16 protein-coding genes and 1 pseudogene are annotated in these 17,869 nt (G+C 34.8%); 5 read left to right on the top strand and 12 right to left on the bottom strand.

Features of this window, described 5'->3' with window-relative positions; genetic code table 11:
- A pseudogene (locus ACZIX2_RS12810) lies at window positions 1-227 on the top strand (REP-associated tyrosine transposase); the annotation flags it as partial.
- Between the two features lie 80 nt (window positions 228-307).
- Here ACZIX2_RS12810 and ACZIX2_RS12815 read toward each other — a convergent pair.
- A complete protein-coding gene (locus tag ACZIX2_RS12815) occupies window positions 308-727 on the bottom strand; it encodes an SMI1/KNR4 family protein (RefSeq protein ID WP_463340492.1) in 420 nt (139 codons plus the stop codon).
- A gap of 129 nt (window positions 728-856) precedes the next feature.
- The gene (locus ACZIX2_RS12820) at window positions 857-1,519 is read right to left on the bottom strand and encodes a hypothetical protein (RefSeq protein WP_463340493.1); all 663 of its coding nucleotides are present in this window, start codon (window positions 1,517-1,519) and stop codon (window positions 857-859) included.
- Window positions 1,520-2,003: 484 nt separating this feature from the next.
- Here ACZIX2_RS12820 and ACZIX2_RS12825 point away from each other — a divergent pair, with 484 nt between their 5' ends.
- Window positions 2,004-2,462, top strand: a complete 459-nt coding sequence (locus tag ACZIX2_RS12825; RefSeq protein ID WP_463340494.1) for an RNA methyltransferase — start codon at window positions 2,004-2,006, stop codon at window positions 2,460-2,462.
- Between the two features lie 191 nt (window positions 2,463-2,653).
- Here the strand turns inward: ACZIX2_RS12825 and ACZIX2_RS12830 are convergent, their stop codons facing one another.
- From ACZIX2_RS12830 to ACZIX2_RS12860, 7 genes are all read right to left on the bottom strand, one after another.
- Window positions 2,654-3,412, bottom strand: coding sequence for a S1/P1 nuclease (locus ACZIX2_RS12830; RefSeq protein WP_463340495.1), 759 nt, complete (start codon window positions 3,410-3,412; stop codon window positions 2,654-2,656).
- Window positions 3,413-3,492: 80 nt separating this feature from the next.
- Entirely contained in the window at window positions 3,493-5,322 is a 1,830-nt protein-coding gene (locus tag ACZIX2_RS12835; protein ID WP_463340496.1) for a hypothetical protein, read from the bottom strand.
- Window positions 5,323-5,363: 41 nt separating this feature from the next.
- Window positions 5,364-5,897 carry a mechanosensitive ion channel domain-containing protein gene (locus ACZIX2_RS12840; protein ID WP_463340497.1) on the bottom strand — a complete coding sequence of 178 codons (534 nt, stop codon included), beginning with the start codon at window positions 5,895-5,897 and terminating at the stop codon, window positions 5,364-5,366.
- Window positions 5,898-5,908: 11 nt separating this feature from the next.
- Window positions 5,909-6,490: a Maf-like protein gene (locus ACZIX2_RS12845; RefSeq protein WP_463340498.1), complete on the bottom strand. Its 582-nt coding sequence runs from the start codon at window positions 6,488-6,490 to the stop codon at window positions 5,909-5,911.
- On the bottom strand, window positions 6,483-7,418 hold the full coding sequence (locus ACZIX2_RS12850; protein WP_463340499.1) for a geranylgeranylglycerol-phosphate geranylgeranyltransferase: 936 nt from the start codon (window positions 7,416-7,418) through the stop codon (window positions 6,483-6,485). Before ACZIX2_RS12850 ends, ACZIX2_RS12845 begins: the two co-directional genes overlap by 8 nt.
- 49 nt (window positions 7,419-7,467) lie before the next feature.
- Complete coding sequence (locus ACZIX2_RS12855; protein ID WP_463340500.1) at window positions 7,468-7,995, bottom strand: KdsC family phosphatase; 528 nt, start codon at window positions 7,993-7,995, stop codon at window positions 7,468-7,470.
- Complete coding sequence (locus tag ACZIX2_RS12860; RefSeq protein ID WP_463340501.1) at window positions 7,979-8,740, bottom strand: Rossmann-like and DUF2520 domain-containing protein; 762 nt, start codon at window positions 8,738-8,740, stop codon at window positions 7,979-7,981. Before ACZIX2_RS12860 ends, ACZIX2_RS12855 begins: the two co-directional genes overlap by 17 nt.
- 196 nt (window positions 8,741-8,936) lie before the next feature.
- Between ACZIX2_RS12860 and ACZIX2_RS12865 the strand changes: the two genes are divergently transcribed.
- Window positions 8,937-12,143, top strand: coding sequence for a cytochrome c biogenesis protein (locus ACZIX2_RS12865; RefSeq protein ID WP_463340502.1), 3,207 nt, complete (start codon window positions 8,937-8,939; stop codon window positions 12,141-12,143).
- Between the two features lie 139 nt (window positions 12,144-12,282).
- Window positions 12,283-12,870, top strand: coding sequence for a glutathione peroxidase (locus ACZIX2_RS12870; protein WP_463340503.1), 588 nt, complete (start codon window positions 12,283-12,285; stop codon window positions 12,868-12,870).
- Between the two features lie 100 nt (window positions 12,871-12,970).
- Here ACZIX2_RS12870 and ACZIX2_RS12875 read toward each other — a convergent pair whose 3' ends face one another.
- The gene (locus tag ACZIX2_RS12875; protein ID WP_463340504.1) at window positions 12,971-14,140 is read right to left on the bottom strand and encodes a dipeptidase; all 1,170 of its coding nucleotides are present in this window, start codon (window positions 14,138-14,140) and stop codon (window positions 12,971-12,973) included.
- Window positions 14,141-14,391: 251 nt separating this feature from the next.
- On the opposite strand from ACZIX2_RS12875, the gene ACZIX2_RS12880 reads away from it, so the two are divergent.
- A complete protein-coding gene (locus ACZIX2_RS12880; RefSeq protein ID WP_463340505.1) occupies window positions 14,392-16,485 on the top strand; it encodes a glycoside hydrolase family 97 protein in 2,094 nt (697 codons plus the stop codon).
- A 63-nt stretch (window positions 16,486-16,548) separates the two neighbouring features.
- Here the strand turns inward: ACZIX2_RS12880 and ACZIX2_RS12885 are convergent, their stop codons facing one another.
- Window positions 16,549-16,914, bottom strand: a complete 366-nt coding sequence (locus tag ACZIX2_RS12885) for a VOC family protein (protein WP_463340506.1) — start codon at window positions 16,912-16,914, stop codon at window positions 16,549-16,551.
- Between the two features lie 62 nt (window positions 16,915-16,976).
- Window positions 16,977-17,849, bottom strand: a complete 873-nt coding sequence (locus ACZIX2_RS12890) for a DUF808 domain-containing protein (protein ID WP_463340507.1) — start codon at window positions 17,847-17,849, stop codon at window positions 16,977-16,979.
- Between the last annotated feature and the right edge of the window lie 20 nt (window positions 17,850-17,869).

Genomic DNA, 17,869 nt, shown 5'->3' on the forward strand with positions numbered 1-17,869 from the left:
GGTGTGCGCATCTTAAGAGAGATCAAAGCTATAAAGTATGGCAAGACGGCTATCACGCAGAAATAATAGAAACCAATTGGTTCATAAAACAAAAAGTGAATTATATCCACAACAATCCAGTAAAAGAGAAAGTAGTTAGCTCACCAGAGGATTATTATTTTAGTTCTGCCAGAAATTATGCAGGCTTAGAAAATGAATTAGATGTCGTAATGTTGGATTTATTTTAGATTGTTGATGCACAGTGTGGGCACGGATTGCAAATCCGCGCTATCGTGCGGGGGACATATCCGCGCGATCGGGATTCATTTTAAATAGTTGATATTAACATTTTTTCTCTTACGAATTCACGAAATGTTTTACCGGTATAGTAAACTTCGTTTGAATCATGCCAAAACTCTACTACTTCGTCTGTATTCTCCTTTGATAAATCAAATCCTGAAAAGTCGCCCGAAAAATTATCGCCAAATAATTTAATATTAGAAGGCAATTCATATATATCATCAAGACCTAGTTCAACAAAGTCTACTAATTTTCCATAAACTTTAAATTGTGAAGACAATATATTTCCTATTCCTATTTCTTGTAAATAATCAATAAAATCAGCTGGCACAGTTGGGTACTCTTTTAAAATATCATCTATTTCATCCTGTGTTAATAATATTCTTTGATTGAGGCTTTTTTGTTCCTCATTAAGATTCAAATAATTTAATTCATTTTCAAAACTCATCTTATCATTATTTTATTTAAACAATTCTCTTGAAGGTGATCCTGCTCCATGAATACCACCTTGATGTTCATCAGGAAATTTAGCAGGATGCATATTCCACCATTCATTATCGCCTCCGAATTAAAATATTTACTCAACTACTACGACATAATCTAATTCCGAAAACTCTAACCCTTCTAGATTCATTGCTTCAATTGTAATTTTTAAATTTTCTGAAACTAGTTTATCTCCATTCATATTTACTACAAAATCAAAAGGATCAACTAACACTGTCTTTCTCCATTCAATATTCTTTTTTGTTTTTTTCCAAATAGTATAATCATAATCATCATATTCTTCGGCTGTTTTTAACCCCATTACTCTTTCATTATCAAGAAAGTATTCACTTTTTTCGTAGTCATAGTTTTGTAATGGGTTTATAGGAAATTGAAAAATCCAATATTTTAGTTTATTTCCTTTATACAAAAGTCTGGTTTCATAAAAATGATAGTCAGGTGCAATTTTAAAATTTTCTAATAAAAGTTTAAAATCATCTGAAATATACCAATAACCTCCTGCTGGATAATCATAAGCTCCTCCATGTACATCTTGCAAGCGCCATTCCCATTCTTCTTTAGATCCAGAGGTTTGCAAATAAAAATAATCAAAAATAGGTGTGTCTTTAATTATTTCTCTATTACCTATTCTGTCAAAATATTCTTTAGCATTAGATACTAACTCTCCATTAGCATATCCTAAAACTTCCTCTTTAGTATTAAAAATACTTGTATAATTTATTTTATAGTACTTCATATTTTAAAAGCTTATTATATCGTTTACATCTTTATTGCTCGCTCTGCGAAGTCTCCCGACTTCGCACTTTTTTTAAATCTTCATTTAAAGCAGTAAATCTAATAAAAGTCTCCCGACTTTTTCCGAAAATATGATAACACCCAATCGCTAGGATATGTATAAATGTTTTTTATCATAGAATGCGCAGCTTTTTATAAGGAAGACTTCGGAGAGGGTAACGGGGTGCAAAGTCGGAGACATTCGCACGGCACGCCCAACTTTTAATAACCTTTTCGTTTTAGAGAAGATTTCGGACAGCTGGGGACTTAAAATAAACGCAAAGTCATGAGACTTTGCGGAGCGGGATTTTCTTGGCCTTATTAGCCATTGTCCTCCTTACGTATGCTCAATTAAATTCGTAATCTTTTCTAGGAGCACCACTTCTTTGTCTTAATTGTTGGGATAAAAACTCCAACGTTCGTTAGTAGTTCGTATTTTTGCAGTTATGAATGATAATTTTACAAACGAATATTTTGGGATTGGGATACAAAATGGTAAAACTCCCGAAAACTTAGGTGTGTTATGGCGCACGGCCCAAAATCTTGGGGCTACGTTTATTTTTACCATTGGGAATCGCTATGCCAAACAAGCTTGCGATACGCATGATGCCGTCAAGGCGATTCCGTATTTTCATTACCAAACATTTGAGGATTTTTACGAAAATCTTCCCAAAGGCGCACGATTAGTAGGAGTGGAGCTGAGTGATAAAGCTGCGGACTTAGAAACTTTTCAACATCCCAGACGTTGTGTGTATTTGTTAGGAGCAGAAGATCACGGATTGTCAAAACTAGCTATGGAAAAATGCCATCACTTGGTCAAATTCAAATCAGAAAAAAGTTTGAATGTATCGGTTGCCGGAAGCATTGTCATGTATGATAGAAATTTACCTAAGCCTAGATCGTAGATATTGTAAATTTCTATTAACCTGTTTAGGTTTGAGTTATTTTTTGGGTTAAGATTTATAGAGAACAAATAGTCTTTAATTTTATAAAAAAAAACAGCAAGCTAGTTGTACTAGTTTGCTGTTTTGTTATGTAAAAGCAGATATTACTTGATTAATAAGTATTTATCGGTTGTTTAATTTTTGATTTAGGTTTACCCAAAAATTTCATTAAGTACTGCTGCCAGTCGTATTCCCGCGTGCAAAAGTTGTTTTTTGATGATTGGACTGTGTTGGTCTACATAAGTTTCATTGATTACATGACCTTTAAAATCATAGATACTTGGCAGATAACTTCTGGATTCTTTGGCCCATTTTTTTACATTGATTTTTTCTAGGCGATTTATTTTGCTTTTAGCATACGTGTTAACTGCTAAGCAATCGTTAAGGGTAATGTTTCTTGCGTTGATAATGCCGCTATCGAAAAAAGAATGTAGGTTGGTGCCTTTGCCATTGTAATTGATTTGAATGGTATTACCACCTTTATCTACACCATACCCCACGTGCATAGGTTGATGCAAATCGCCCACCAAATGAAAAAGAATACAGATTTTCATTTTAACGGCCTCTTTTGAAAGCGTTTTGTAGTTTTTCAATTCTTTTATGGTTTCCGAAAGTTGAAATAAAATATTATCGCCATGCGGAATAATTACTTTAGTTCCTTTGACAAAATTCACATAATGATAAGGCTTGAGGTAATCCAATGTGTGGTCATCGCGTACATCGTCCATCCAATTGGCAGCGTCTTGAATGGAACGCTCTTCTAGGTATTGTTTTACGATTTGCTGAATAGCTGGATCAAGATAGGTGAAAGCAATTTCGGCCACCATAGCATGTCCTTTTTTGCCCCAGGCAAAACTTGGTGTAGTGCAAAAGATTAAGAAAAGTAAGGATAACAGGCTTAGTTTTTTCATGAATATAATTTTTGAGTGTATTGAAGCTATTGAAAGCGCAAAATTACACTTTAAATACAAAACCTTTTGTTAGTATAGGATTATTTGTAGATAACCGTTCTGGGCTTATTGATTTCAAAATCTAGTAAACCAAAGTCGCTACTTTCAAAAGCATTGGTATTGAAAGTTTCACCTGAGGCATTGAAACCTCTAGGGTAATAGGCAAAGGAAAGTTGGAAGGAGCTGAATACCAAATAGTCATTGTTGACAATAAAACCCAATCCAATACTAGAAAATGTTTGTTTTTTTAGTAACGTCTTTTTTGGATTTCCGATAATTCCCAAAGTGTAATTTAAAAAGGGATTCAGGCGAAATCCCCATAGATTCCAAGGGGAGTAACTTTGGGTTTGCGTACTTAAAATTAGTTTTTTGGTGCCATAGAGTGGCTGATTAAAACCAGGAATACCACCTGTGTTTTCATTGATGGTCAAACGATCGCTCAAGGTTTCAAATCGATTAATACCTACTATAAATTGTTGTTTTAAGAATTGACGAATTTTCCATTCTCCCACTTCGTAGAGTTTAGTAAAATAGTTAGTCTGTAATGAAAAGGTAGTTTGCAAAGTTTTGGAGTTATTTACAAAAGTGCCTATTTCGCCATTCATGCTGAAAAATCCCCAACGGAAGTAGTTCCCAAAAGAAGCTCTTCCTCCAATATACCAATTGGTTTCGTGGTTTTTTCTTCGGAAACCACTAGTTATGCTATATACTTTGCCAATAGGAACGTCTTCAATAATTCCGTTATTGAATAAATACCGTTCCTTGATGAAGTTTCTCGAATTGATACCTACACTGAGTAGGAGTAATTTTTCGTCATTGTAAAATTGGATACTATCAAATTCAATGGAGGGTTTTTCAAGGAATTTTAGATGTAAATAGCTCGTAGAAAAGACAAAATTAGTGATTTTGGCAGGATTCTCTTTTTTCAATGGAATGGCATATCCAAACCAATAATCGTCTCGATTGGTTTTGAAGCGTTGCTGTTCTAGGGTGCCTTTTTGGTTGGCTAACGTGTCAAATTCAAATCGATGATCTAGTAGTATTCCACCACCCCATCGGGTCAAAGGCGAAAAAAAGGAGCGGGTTAAATTAATACTTCGGTTGTAATCGCCATTTAATTTGTTTTGGTTAGTGGCCTGTAGTTGTATAAACGATTTTCTAATATTCTGAATGGTATATTGCAGTAGATGTCCGTTGTTTTTATCATTATTGTTATAATAATATTCACCACGTATTTCGTGACCCTGCCCCATAAAATTGCGTTCTTTCAGTTTCAGAGCCGTTTGAGAGGAACTAACAGAAGCGTTGGGGATTAAGCTCCAAGAATCCAAAACGTTTACATATACATCAACTGAATCTGAAGTACTAGAAGTATTTTTGATGTTTATGGCTACTGTTCTAACAAATCTTTGGGTTCTAAGTATACGTTCACTTTCTTTAATTTCTACAGAGTCTAATTCGGTGTTTTCTTTGAAGAGAAGAGTTTTTCTAATCGTGTATTTTTTAGATTTTAAATGCAACCGATTCCCTAATACTTCAACTTTTCGAAGGTTTCTATTTGGTAGAACGATAGCGTTGTTTTCATTGCTATAGCCAAATGGATCATAGGTTTCGATTATTATTTTTCGAATTATTTTACATTGATAAGGAGCGTAATTTTCTTTGAAGTTGATTTTTTTATATAGTTTAGGTTTTACTGGTTTAAAGATAAGTTTATGAATAAAACTGGTGGTTTTCTTCTTTTTTGAAAATTTTTCAATGTCTTGATAAATTTTTACGGTGTCTTGTTGTCTTTTTTGCTCTTGTGCGTATATAGGCAAGTGCAATGCACTTAGAATAGTAAAAAACAAAAGGGTTTTCCATAGCCACATAAAAATTAACTACTTATTTATCAACCCTTAAATATAGTAATTTAATCAGTAAACTCGTTGATTTCGCTAGTTTTCTTTTTTACAATGGAGATCCCTTTTTGGAAGAATAGATTGTTTGGGTAGATAACGGTTTCTCCTTCTTTGGATTTAAGCGTTACGTGGAAGGCACCAATATCCTCGATCTCGCCTTCTACCAAGTATTCTTTGTCGTGAATTAAAATTACATCGCCAATTTTGAATGGAAAAGAAAAGAAGAGAATAATTCCAGCAGTAATATTGCTTAAAATAGACCATTGTGCAAACATAGCTACCCCTATCACGGTGGCGACAGAAGAAATAGTAATAAAAATATCTTTGGCTTGAACACCCCATATCAAGATAAGAATGATTATGGCCAAGATCGAAATTAGTATATTGATGTATTTGATTACTAAGTTGGTTCTTCTTTCAATGATCTCACTTGATTTGGCATACCTTCGGACAATTTTAGCAATTAAAGTTTTGGTAATAAAAACTATAATCAACAAGGCTAAAGTGCTAATTTCTTCTTTGATATAGAGGTTTAAAAAGTGCATAAATAGGGTGGTTAAAGCGAATTTAAATAGTTAAAAACTTGATCAGTAGGTAAACCCATCACATTGGTATAAGAGCCTTCAATTTTTGCAACACCAATATGTCCAATCCAATCTTGGATACCGTAGGCGCCTGCTTTGTCAAAAGGGTGGAAGTTTTGAATGTAATAATCGATTATCTCATCACTTAATTTATTAAAGGTAACTCGAGTGGTTTCGCTAATCACTTGCGTACGGTCTTTGGTTGTAAAACCCACAGAGGTGATCACTTCGTGTGTAGTATCCGACATGGACTTTAGCATTTCAAAAGCGTCTTTAGCATCTTTGGGTTTTCCGAGGGCTTGGTTGTTGTGCCAAACTATCGTATCGCTAGTTATCAAAATCTCGTTGTCTTTTAATTCCCCTTCAAAAGCTTTTGCTTTCAGTGTGGCTAAATAACTTGTGATTTCAGCAGCTTTCAAATGATCTGGATACACTTCCTCAATCTCTTTCAAGCGAATTTCGAAGTCGATATTCAACTCTTTAAAGAATTGCTGTCTTCTGGGTGAGCCCGAAGCTAAAATTATTTTATAGGAAGATAGTTTCTCTTTAAGCATGATGTTTAACAGTATAATCTAAAATAGGCAAGAGGAATATTCCAAAAAACACGATCCATTTTAATAAATTGCTCATCGTTTGAAAATCTTTTTTACTTGAAGCATTCCAAATTTTGATTGCAAAAAAACACATCGGAGCTAGTACGAAAGTTAAGCAATATATAGCAATCAAATGTAAGTTGTTCATCAAAAAATAGGTAATTGTGTAGTACAAAAGTAAAGCAATAGGAATAATAGTTAGTAGTGCTACTGTTTTTGTAGTTTTTGCAATACCCAATTGAATGGCCATCGTTCGCATACCTTGATTCCAATCGCCCTCATAATCTTCAAGATCCTTAACTATTTCGCGAAGCAAGTGTATAAAGAAACCTAATATTGAATAATCAAGTACTATTCCCATTAATCGGCGCATTTCAGCTTGGTTTTCTGCATAGTTTACAGGTAACAAATCGAAAATACCTATAATAAGTATACTACTAGCCAGAATTAATGCTACTAAGACGTTGCCGATTAAGAAAAGTGGTTTTAAAGTAGTGGCATAGTAATACAAAGCAGCGGCAATTATAATAAAAAATGCAGCAAAATTGGGTCGTTCAATACTGTTGGCTAAATAAAATCCGATACCTACACCAACAATGGTTAATCCTGCGTATAGCGAATAGGCTTGACTTTCGGGCACCGATACACCAATTATTCTTTTATGGGGTTTGTTTATAGCATCAGTATTTTGATCAAAAATATCATTAATAATATAACCTCCTGCTGCAATAGCTAAGGTGGCGATGATTAATAAAACAAATGAAAAATTTGATAGCCCTAGTGGTCCTTGTTGTGGCACTAAGAAACCATAACGAATCATAAGTTGCATCAAGGCAATCATGAGTAAATTTTTGTAACGAATCAGCTGAAGGTATTTAGCAATATTCATTTAAATTAGTTCGACTAGTTAAGTAATTGATTTCGGGGAGTAATTTGGGTTAATCTAATTTACCGTCAAAGCTTTCCATCCATTTGGCTTGTACTTTCATTACTTGTTCTATCACATCTCTCACGGCACCTTTTCCGCCGTTTTTATGAGAAATGTAGGTGGATATGGCTTTTATTTCTGGGGCTGCATCTTGTGGGCAAGTAGGGAGTCCTACTTTTTGCATAACATGATAATCGGGTATGTCGTCTCCCATGTATAGTACCTGTTTGGGATGAATGTTGTAGAGTTCGATGTATTCATCAAAAGTAGCCACTTTGTCTGGTGTACCTAAATGGATATCGGTGATTCCTAAATTGCGTAGCCGTACCCGAACGCCTTCATTGCTTCCGCCCGAAATGATGCACACATTATAGCCATTGTCCACTGCTGCTTTCATGGCATAGCCATCTCTGATGTTCATGGTACGTAGCATTTCGCCTTGATTGTTAATAAAAACAGCGCCGTCAGTAAGTACACCATCCACATCAAAAACAAAAGTGGTGATGTCATTCATTATTTCTTTATAGCTTTTTGCCATGATTTTGTATAGATTGAGTTAATATATTATAAATGGTACGTTGATGCTCTTGAGTGAGTAATTTTTGGTGCGCCATAATTGTATGAGTGTCATTTCTCTTGGCGGGACCGGTTTGTGCTTGACTAGGTGTTAAGGTTTGAATTTTTTGGGCGGTTTCGAGTATGAGAGGTTGTAAAATCTCAAAAGGAATTTGATGTTCCTCACAAATTTCTTGGCCAATTTGGTAAAGATAATTGGTAAAGTTGTTCACAAATACAGCAGCCAAGTGCAAAGCTTTTCTTTGCTCTGAATGGATTGCATACACCTTGGTACTTATTGTTTTGGCAAGGGTTTCTAAAATAGGATACTCTTTTTCGCTTTCCGTTTCTATGCACAATGGGATGGTTGTAAAATCTACTTTTTTGCCTTTGGTAAAGGTTTGTAAAGGATAAAAAACCCCTCTTATATTTTTTTTGTCTAAAGTTGTTAAAGGCATCGCTCCGGAGGTATGTACGACTAAACGATGGTCAAACGGTAGGGATTGTGATACCTCTGCTATAGCGTCATCGCTCACGCAAATCAAGTACACATCGGCCATAGTTAAGGCATCGTAAGAAGTTACAATTTGATGAGGAAGCAGTTCCGGTATTGATACTGTGTGATTTCTGGAAAACACTTGTTGTATTTCGATACCTGGGCTGGTATGAAATACTTCGATGAAATGGTGTGCCAAATTGCCAGAGCCTATTACGGTTACTTTAATCATAAAAACAAAATTAGTGATTTTTTATAGGGATAAAAAACATTAAGGCGCTACCGTTTAGAAAATACAAAATAATGAGACTTTTTTGAAAGTGTTTTTTGTCAATTTTGTAAAAATTAAATTAACAAATGTCACGCTTTTTATCCACAATAATTAAGTATTTTTGCCACACTTTAAGAATTTTAAACTTCAATTTTTAATGGATAAAAAAATATATTCAGCCCTTTTTTCTACACGATTCATGGCTCTTTTATTTGTGGTATATGCCGTAGCCATGGCAACAGGTACTTTTATAGAAAGTAAATACAATACCGATACTGCCAAAATTTGGATTTATAACGCTTGGTGGTTTGAAATGATTCATTTGTTTTTCCTAATCAATTTTTTTGGAAACATCAAAAAATATCAATTGCATAAAAAAGAGAAATGGGCGTCTTTATTGCTGCATTTGGCTTTTATATTTATCATTTTGGGAGCTTTTATTACCCGATATATTAGTTACGAAGGTATGATGCCTATACGCGAAGGGGCTACTGAAAATCGTATGTATTCTGATAAAACGTATTTGACCGTTTTTGTGGATGGGGAGTACAAAGGAGAAATGAAAAGACGTGTTTTCGAAAAACCCTTGTTGCTTTCACCTGTAACGAATAATGATTTTAGCATTTCCAACGAATTTGCCGACATACCTTTTGAAGTAAGCTATGAAAACTTTATTATGGGAGCCAAAGAATACATCAAGCCCGACCCCAAAGGGATGTATTATTTGAAGTTGGTTGAAGCTGGCGAAGGGGGGCGAGAAGAGCATTTCTTAAAAGAAGGAGAAGTACAAAACATTCACAATGTTTTGTATGCCCTCAATAAATATACAGAAGGTGCAATTAATATCACTATACAAGGCGATACATATACCATTCAAACACCGTTTGAAGGGAATTTTATGCGAATGGCTGATAAGTTGCAGGGTAAAGTAACTAAAGATGTGGCACAACCCTTAATGATGCGTTCACTATATTCTATTGGCGAAAAACGTTTTGTTTTTCCTGAACCTGCTGTAAAAGGCGTAATTGCCTACGAATCTAGCAATGATTTTAAAGCCAAAAACGCAGATGATGCCTTAGTGATAAATTTGACTTCTCAAGGTAAAACGGAACAACTTACATTGGTAGGTTCAAAAGGAAAAATTGGGGATTTTAAAACCGTGAAAATCGGAAAACTTGACTTTACGTTCTTTTTTGGTAGCAAAGAATATACTTTGCCTTTCAAATTGAAATTAAATGATTTTATAGCGACCAAATACCCAGGTACAGAAAAAAGTTACTCAGCTTTTGAGAGCCAAGTAACGGTACTAGATCCTAAGGGGAATTTTGATGCTCGAATCTATATGAATCACGTATTGGATCATGAGCAATATCGCTTTTTCCAAGCGTCTTTTGATCCTGATGAAAAAGGAACCGTTTTGTCTGTGAATCATGATTTTTGGGGAACCAACATCACTTATTTGGGGTATTTTTTATTGTTTTTTGCTATGATGGCCATTTTATTTGTGAAAAATTCGCGTTTTGCCGATTTAAAACGAAAACTAGAGAAAGTAAAAGCTAAAAAAGCCGCTTTGCTTCCCATTCTTTTCTTGTTTTTTGGTCTTACAAGTATAGCTCAAACGCAAGCGCCACATGATCATAGTGAACATGAGGGACATCAGCACAATGAGGCGCACACCAATGCCAAAATGCCTGTTCGTAAAGTGCTGTCTGATGCAGCCATCGATTCGTTAGTGAAGTTGTATACTGTGGCTCCTGAGCACGCTTCGAAATTTGGACGCTTGGTGATTCAAGATGCTGGAGGAAGGATGAAACCTATCAACACTTTTTCCTCTGAATTGTTGCGAAAAGTACATCATGCCAACTCCTTTAAAGGATTGAATTCGGATCAAGTATTTTTGTCTATGACTCAATATGCTAACTTTTGGTTGGATGTACCTATGATTTATATCAAATCGGGGAATGATAGTATTCGTAAAATTATCGGTATAGATGCCAAGGCCAAATACGTTCCTTTTATTAAATTTTTTGATGATTTCGGGAACTATAAATTAGCGCCTTATTTGGATGCAGCCTACAAAGCCGCCAATCCTAATCAATTCGAAAAAGACTTTGTTGAAACCGATAAGAAAGTCAACTTAATGGAATCTGCCTTGAGTGGAAGAATTTTGAAAATATTCCCTATACCCAATGATGCTAATTCTAAATGGATTTCCTATTTAGAATTGAATGAAGCTAAATTGACAGGGATGGATTCTACTTATACTAAAAGTGTTTTGCCCTTGTATTTTGGTACTTTAGACCAAGCTATTAAAACCAAAGATTATACCACTTCCGATGATTTATTAGAAAGTATCAATGGATTTCAAAAGAAATTTGGATCAAAAGTTCGTCCGTCCGAAGAGAAAATTGATTTAGAGATTGCTTACAACAAATACGATGTTTTTCAAAAATTACCTTATGCTTATTTGTTTGGTGCTGTGTTGATGCTACTCTTTGCGGTGCTACAAATTTTTAAAGATCGTAAAGTGTTGCGTTGGGGAATCAATGGATTTCATGTTTTCATAGGATTATTATTTCTAATACATACATTGGGTTTGATAGCTCGTTGGTACATTTCAGGGCACGCCCCTTGGAGTAACGCTTATGAATCCATTATATATATCGCTTGGGCCACTATGTTTTTTGGTTTGGCCTTTGATCCTAAATCTAAATTGACTGTAGCCTCTTCAGCATTTGTAACTGCCATGATATTAACGGCAGCTTATGCTAACTGGATTGATCCGGAAATTGCCAATTTACAACCCGTTTTGAATTCGTATTGGTTAATGATTCATGTGGCTGTTATTGTGGCGAGTTATGGCCCATTTGCTTTGGGAATGATACTTGGTTTTGTTTCTTTACTGTTGATTTTCTTTACGAATGAAAAGAACAAAGTTAAGATGGATTTACATATCAAAGAATTGTCCTACATCAATGAAATGGCCTTAACTGTTGGATTGGTAATGCTTACCATTGGGAACTTTTTGGGAGGACAATGGGCCAATGAAAGTTGGGGGCGTTATTGGGGTTGGGATCCCAAAGAAACTTGGGCTTTGATTAGTATTATGGTCTATGCATTCGTTATTCATGCTCGATTTGTACCTGCTTTGCGAGGAAAATGGATTTTTAATTTGATGAGTATGTTTGCTTTCTTGTCGATTTTGTTTACCTATTACGGGGTGAATTTCCACTTGGTAGGGTTGCACTCGTATGCTAGTGGAGAAGCCAAATCGTTAAGTTGGATATGGTATTCGCTAGGTACTATTTCATTTATAGGTGCCCTGACGTATCCAAAGTACAGAAAGTATTATAAGAAAAAGTAACTATTCTAAAATGTTAATAAAAAACAATTGTACCTTAAGGGACAGTTGTTTTTTTTTTTTTTTTTGAAACTTTTAGAAATGTTTAACAAAATATATTTTTAATCAAACAATAAATAAGTAACTTTACAAAAAAAATCAAATGAAAAATTGTTTCGCAATTGCCAGTTTCTTGATGCTTTTTTTGAGTTGTCAAAATCAAGCTCAAACTTCTCTTTCAAAACCCTTAGTTATGGATGCACAAGTACTAAAACAAAACATTTATCAGTTTAAAGTTACCGATTTGTACGGTGCTCCTTTTGATTTTGCTAGCTTGAAAGGGAAAAAAATTATGATAGTGAATACGGCTTCAAAATGTGGATTAACTCCACAATACAAAGATTTAGAAGCTTTATATAAAGAATACAGTTCCAAAGGATTTGTTATTGTAGGTTTTCCAGCCAATAATTTTATGTCACAAGAACCTGGAACTAAAGAAGAAATAGCCTCTTTTTGTCAAAAGAATTATGGTGTAACTTTTCCTATGATGGATAAAGTTTCGGTAAAAGGGGAGGACATGTGTCCTATTTATCAGTTTTTGACTCAAAAATCCAAAAATGGATTGAAAGATTCAGAAGTAGAGTGGAACTTTCAAAAGTATTTGTTGGATGAAAAAGGAGAATTGGTTGATGTTATTTCGCCAAGAACTTCTCCTAAAGATGAAAAAATTATTAAATGGTTAAAAGGTTAGTTTATTTTGTTATTTTATTTTAGAATTTAATTTTGAAAAAAGAGCTTCTTCGAGCTCTTTTTTTTTGCTATGATATTATTATACATTCTTGGCTTACGTTTTATCTTTGTTCGTTGGCTTGTAAGACTCTTAAAAAGTTACCTCCTAGAATTTTAGCAATATCCTTTTTACTATATCCTTTTTCGGTAAAGTACTTGGTAATTAAGGGGTAGGAGGTCACATCATCCAATACTAAAGGCGTTAGATTGATTCCGTCAAAGTCTGAACCTAAGCCTACATAATCAACGCCTACTAAACGAATGACATATTCTATATGGTTCATAACGAGTTGGAAGGCAGGACGAATGGCATTGGCCTCTTGAGGATGTTTTTTGTATAATGCATCTACACTATAATGCGGTCCCAGTCCACTTTTAGATAGGGAGTCCAATTCGGATTGATGCGTTTGTATGAATTGATTTTCTTTGGCCGAGAACGTACTGTCTATAAAAGCGGGATGAAAATTGATTTGAATGACACCTCCATTTTTGGCGATGGCTTTAATTTGATCGTCTTTTAAGTTACGACGATGTGGAGTAAGAGCATAGACAGAGCTATGTGACGCAATTATGGGTTTTGATGTCAATTTGATAACCTCCCAAAATGTCTGTTCTCCTGCGTGACTTACGTCGATTAACATACCTAAGTCATTCATTTTTTGGACTACTTGTTTTCCGAAGTCGTTGAGCCCTTTTTGTTTTTTCGATGAGGCATCAGTTTCGTCTACACAACTGCTTACCCATGATGGCGAAATGTTATGGGTTAATGTTAAATATCGGGCTCCTCTGTTATAGAGAGTTTCCAATTTCGTCAAGTCGTTTTCAATCATATGACCGCCTTCTACCCCGAACATGGCAGCTATTTTACCCTTTTTAACAGCTCTTTTAAGTTCTTTATAGTCGGCTACTTTATATATTTTGTACTGATTTCTTTTGATAACAGCATCCAAACTGTCCATCTCTCGGCTTGCATAGGCAAAGGGATTTGGAGCATCTCCATCACAAAATACCGAAAACAATTGGACATCGAGTCCTCCTTGTTTCATTCTAGTTAAATCGCTGTGGGTTTTTCCTTTTAGATTCTGATCTATAATCACTCCATTATCGGCCACTTTCATTAAAATATCATTGTGAGTATCTACCACTATAGCTTTGTGATGGGTGGTAAGATATTGTTGTGAATAGCCTTTTCCGATAATGATCGATAAAAATAGAAGTAGGGTAAGTCTCATGTTTTTTGTCTTATTTTGAGAAGTAAATATAGTTTTTTAACTAAGAAATATTCATTCTTAAATGAATTTTATTTTTAAAGTATAATCAATTAAAAGCGTCACCTAAACTAGACTTCATACATTGTAGCATAACTTGTTTTTCTCGCAATCGATTGAATAGTTATACTTAAGTTAAAATTTAAAACTTGAGGTTTTTTTCTGTTTTAGAGCTATTATTTTTAAATAATTTTAAGGTCTAAAATCAATACTACATGAAAAAAATATTCATTTTATTATTACTGAGCATCGGAATTTTGGATGCTCAAACCCTACAATCCCCAAAGGGTGATTTATCATTAACCTTTCAATTGAATGCTTCGGGTGTGCCTACTTATAGTGTTGCATTTAAAAGTAAACCTGTAATTACCACGAGTGCTTTGGGTATTAGTTTAAAGGATAAAACAGGATTAGTTCAACATTTTGAAGTAATTGGCACTAAAACTAATTCGGTTAACGATACTTGGCAGCCTGTTTTAGGTGAGGAATCAACTATTGTAAATCATTACAATGAGTTAATTGTTTCTTTGCTTCAAAAAGAATCGAAGATACAAATGAATCTAGTATTTAGAGCTTTTGACGAAGGTATTGCTTTTCGTTACGACTTCCCTAAACAAGAAAACTTGAATTATTTTATCGTTTCCGATGAAAAAACAGAGTTCAATTTGACTGATAATCATAAAGTTTTCTGGATACCAGGAGATTTTGATAGCAATGAATATGTGTATAACGAAACCCAATTTTCTGAAATTGACAATGAAAAGTTGAATATGAATAATGGTATTGGTGTTAAGTCATTGCCAGGAAAATATACGATTCAAACTCCGTTGCAGATGAAATCAAATAATGGTTTGTACCTCAATATATTCCAAGCTGCAGTAGTAAATTATCCGGTCATGCATTTGGATGCCAATGTGAATAAATACACTTTAAAAGCCAATTTAGTTCCTAATGCGATTGGAGATAAAGCCTATTTACAAGCGCCTTGTGTTTCGCCATGGAGAACCATTATGATATCTGACGATGCTCGCAAAATTGTGGGTTCTAAAATGATTTTAAATTTGAATGAACCTTGTAAGTTAGACGATACGTCTTGGATCAAACCCATGAAATATGTTGGCATTTGGTGGGAAATGCACGTAGGAAAATCCACTTGGGATTATGCGGGTTCACAAAATGCACAAAACGCGGATGGAAGTGCTATTCCAACGGGTAAACATGGTGCTACAACCGAAAACACAAAACGCTACATTGAATTTGCTGCTAAACACGGATTTGATGGGGTATTGGTAGAAGGATGGAATGTTGGTTGGGAAGATTGGGTAGGCAATTGGAAGGAAGATGTATTTGATTTTATTACACCTTATCCTGATTTCAACTTAGAAGAAGTGAACGCTTATGCTAAAGCGAAAAATGTTAAAATGATCATGCACCACGAAACTTCAGGTTCTGTTGGGAATTATGAGCGCCATTTGGATCGCGCTATGGATTTGATGAAAAAATACAATTATCCAGCAGCTAAATCGGGTTATGTTGGGAAAATAATCCCTCGTGGCGAATTCCATGATGGACAAGCCATGGTAAAGCATTTTAATTTTGTAGCGCGCCGTTTTGCAGATAATAAACTGATGTTGAATTCACACGAATGTTCTGTACCAACTGGGTATAGCAGAACCTATCCCAATTACATTGCTGCTGAGTCTGCCAGAGGAAATGAGTTTAATGCTTGGAGTAACGGAAATCCACCAGCACACGAAACCATTTTACCATTCACTCGTCAATTGGGAGGACCCATGGATTATACGCCTGGTATTTTTGAAGTAAAAATGAGTTATTACGGCAAAAACAAAAAAGAACAAGTACATACTACTTTAACAAAACAATTGGCATTGTATGTAACGATGTATTCTCCTTTGCAAATGGCGGCTGATTTGATAGAAAATTATGAAAAATATCCAGATGCTTTTCAATTTATTAAAGATGTGGAATTGGATTGGGATAAGAGTTTGTACCTAGAAGCAGAGCCTGGGGATTATTTGACAGTGGCAAGAAAAACCAAAGGGAAAGAAACCTGGTTCTTAGGAGCAATTACGGATGAAAATGCTCGTAAAACAGAGATTAAACTGGATTTCCTAAACAAAGGACAAAAGTATAAAGCCATTATTTACGAAGATGCTAAAAATGCACATTGGGAGAAAAATCCAATCGCTTATAAAATTAAGACACTACTAGTAACTTCTACTAGTACGTTGAAATTAAATTTAGCTGCTGGTGGTGGAACTGCAATCAGTTTTGAGCCAGTGAAATAAAAGTGTTTTTTGTTTGTTAAAATCCATTTTTCTGAAGTTTTTGACTGATGAAAAATGGATTTTTTATTTAGAAAACGTTCCAAAATGCCATAATATACCTGAAGGATCGTGTAGGAAACATTCTTTGCCCCACGGTAATGTGCGTATAGGAACCAATTTAACAGAAGGGAATTTTGTTGTAAGATCTAAATTTTGAAGCGATTCCCAAAACTCATCTACGTTTTCAACCTCCATAAAAACCATAGTATTGTCAATCCAGTCTTTAACGTAAGCGTCTTGTAGATAAAATCCAAAGTTTTCGCAATGAAAATAACTAAGTTGATTGGAGATTTTGCTTTCAACAAATCCTAGTTCGGTATAAAAACTTCTGGACACCTCAAACGCTTGGGCACCTATAAAAGGACGAATGGATTGAGCTTTAATTTTCATTTTACATTCAGAAGTTGGTAGAAGCAAAACAGAAATAGAAAAATCGTTTCGTCTTCTTGGGATTATTTTTTACCTAATACTTTTTTTACAAGGGTTACTACACCAACAGTAACAAGTCCCACTAGAAAACCTACTACTAATTCAGTTAGCATCGCTGGAATTTGAGGAAATATATGGTGTAGCACAGGAATATTGTGAACAAATATTCCTCCAGCAACTAACAGTAAAGCGATCGTTCCAATAACTCCTAAACTTTTAATAACCAAAGGCAATGCTTTTACTAATATATTACCTATAGTAGACAGTATCCCTTTTTCATTGGAACTCGTATTTATTAAACGGTATCCCATATCATCCATTCTAACAATTAAAGCTACTATTCCGTATACTCCGATAGTGGCTAATATTGCTACAAACGAAACCGATAAAATTTGTATGGTGATTGATTTTTCTACAACAGCCCCTAATGCGATGATAACAATTTCAATAGAAAGAATGAAATCGGTAACGATAGCAGCTTTAATTTTATCTTTTTCTAGTAACAATACTGCTTCTTCAGAGAGGGATTCTTCAGCTTGAATTGCTTTGGTTTCATGTGGGTGTGGAAAGAAATATTCTATGATTTTTTCGGCCCCTTCATAAGCAAGATACAAGCCACCCAAAACCAAGATAATGATGATGGCCATGGGAGAGAAAGCGCTTAAGAGGAAAGCAAATGGCAAGATGATTAACTTGTTGATAAACGATCCTTTTGTAATGGCCCATAAAACAGGAAGTTCTCTTGAGGATACAAAGCCTGAAGCTTTTTCTGCGTTTACCGCCAAATCATCTCCTAATATTCCAGCTGTTTTTTTAGTTGCTACTTTACTCATAGTAGCTACATCATCCATAAGAACTGAGATATCATCTAATAAGGCAAAAAATCCTGAGGCCATACTTATTTAGTTTAAAATTT

The organism is Flavobacterium riviphilum, assembly GCF_055231795.1.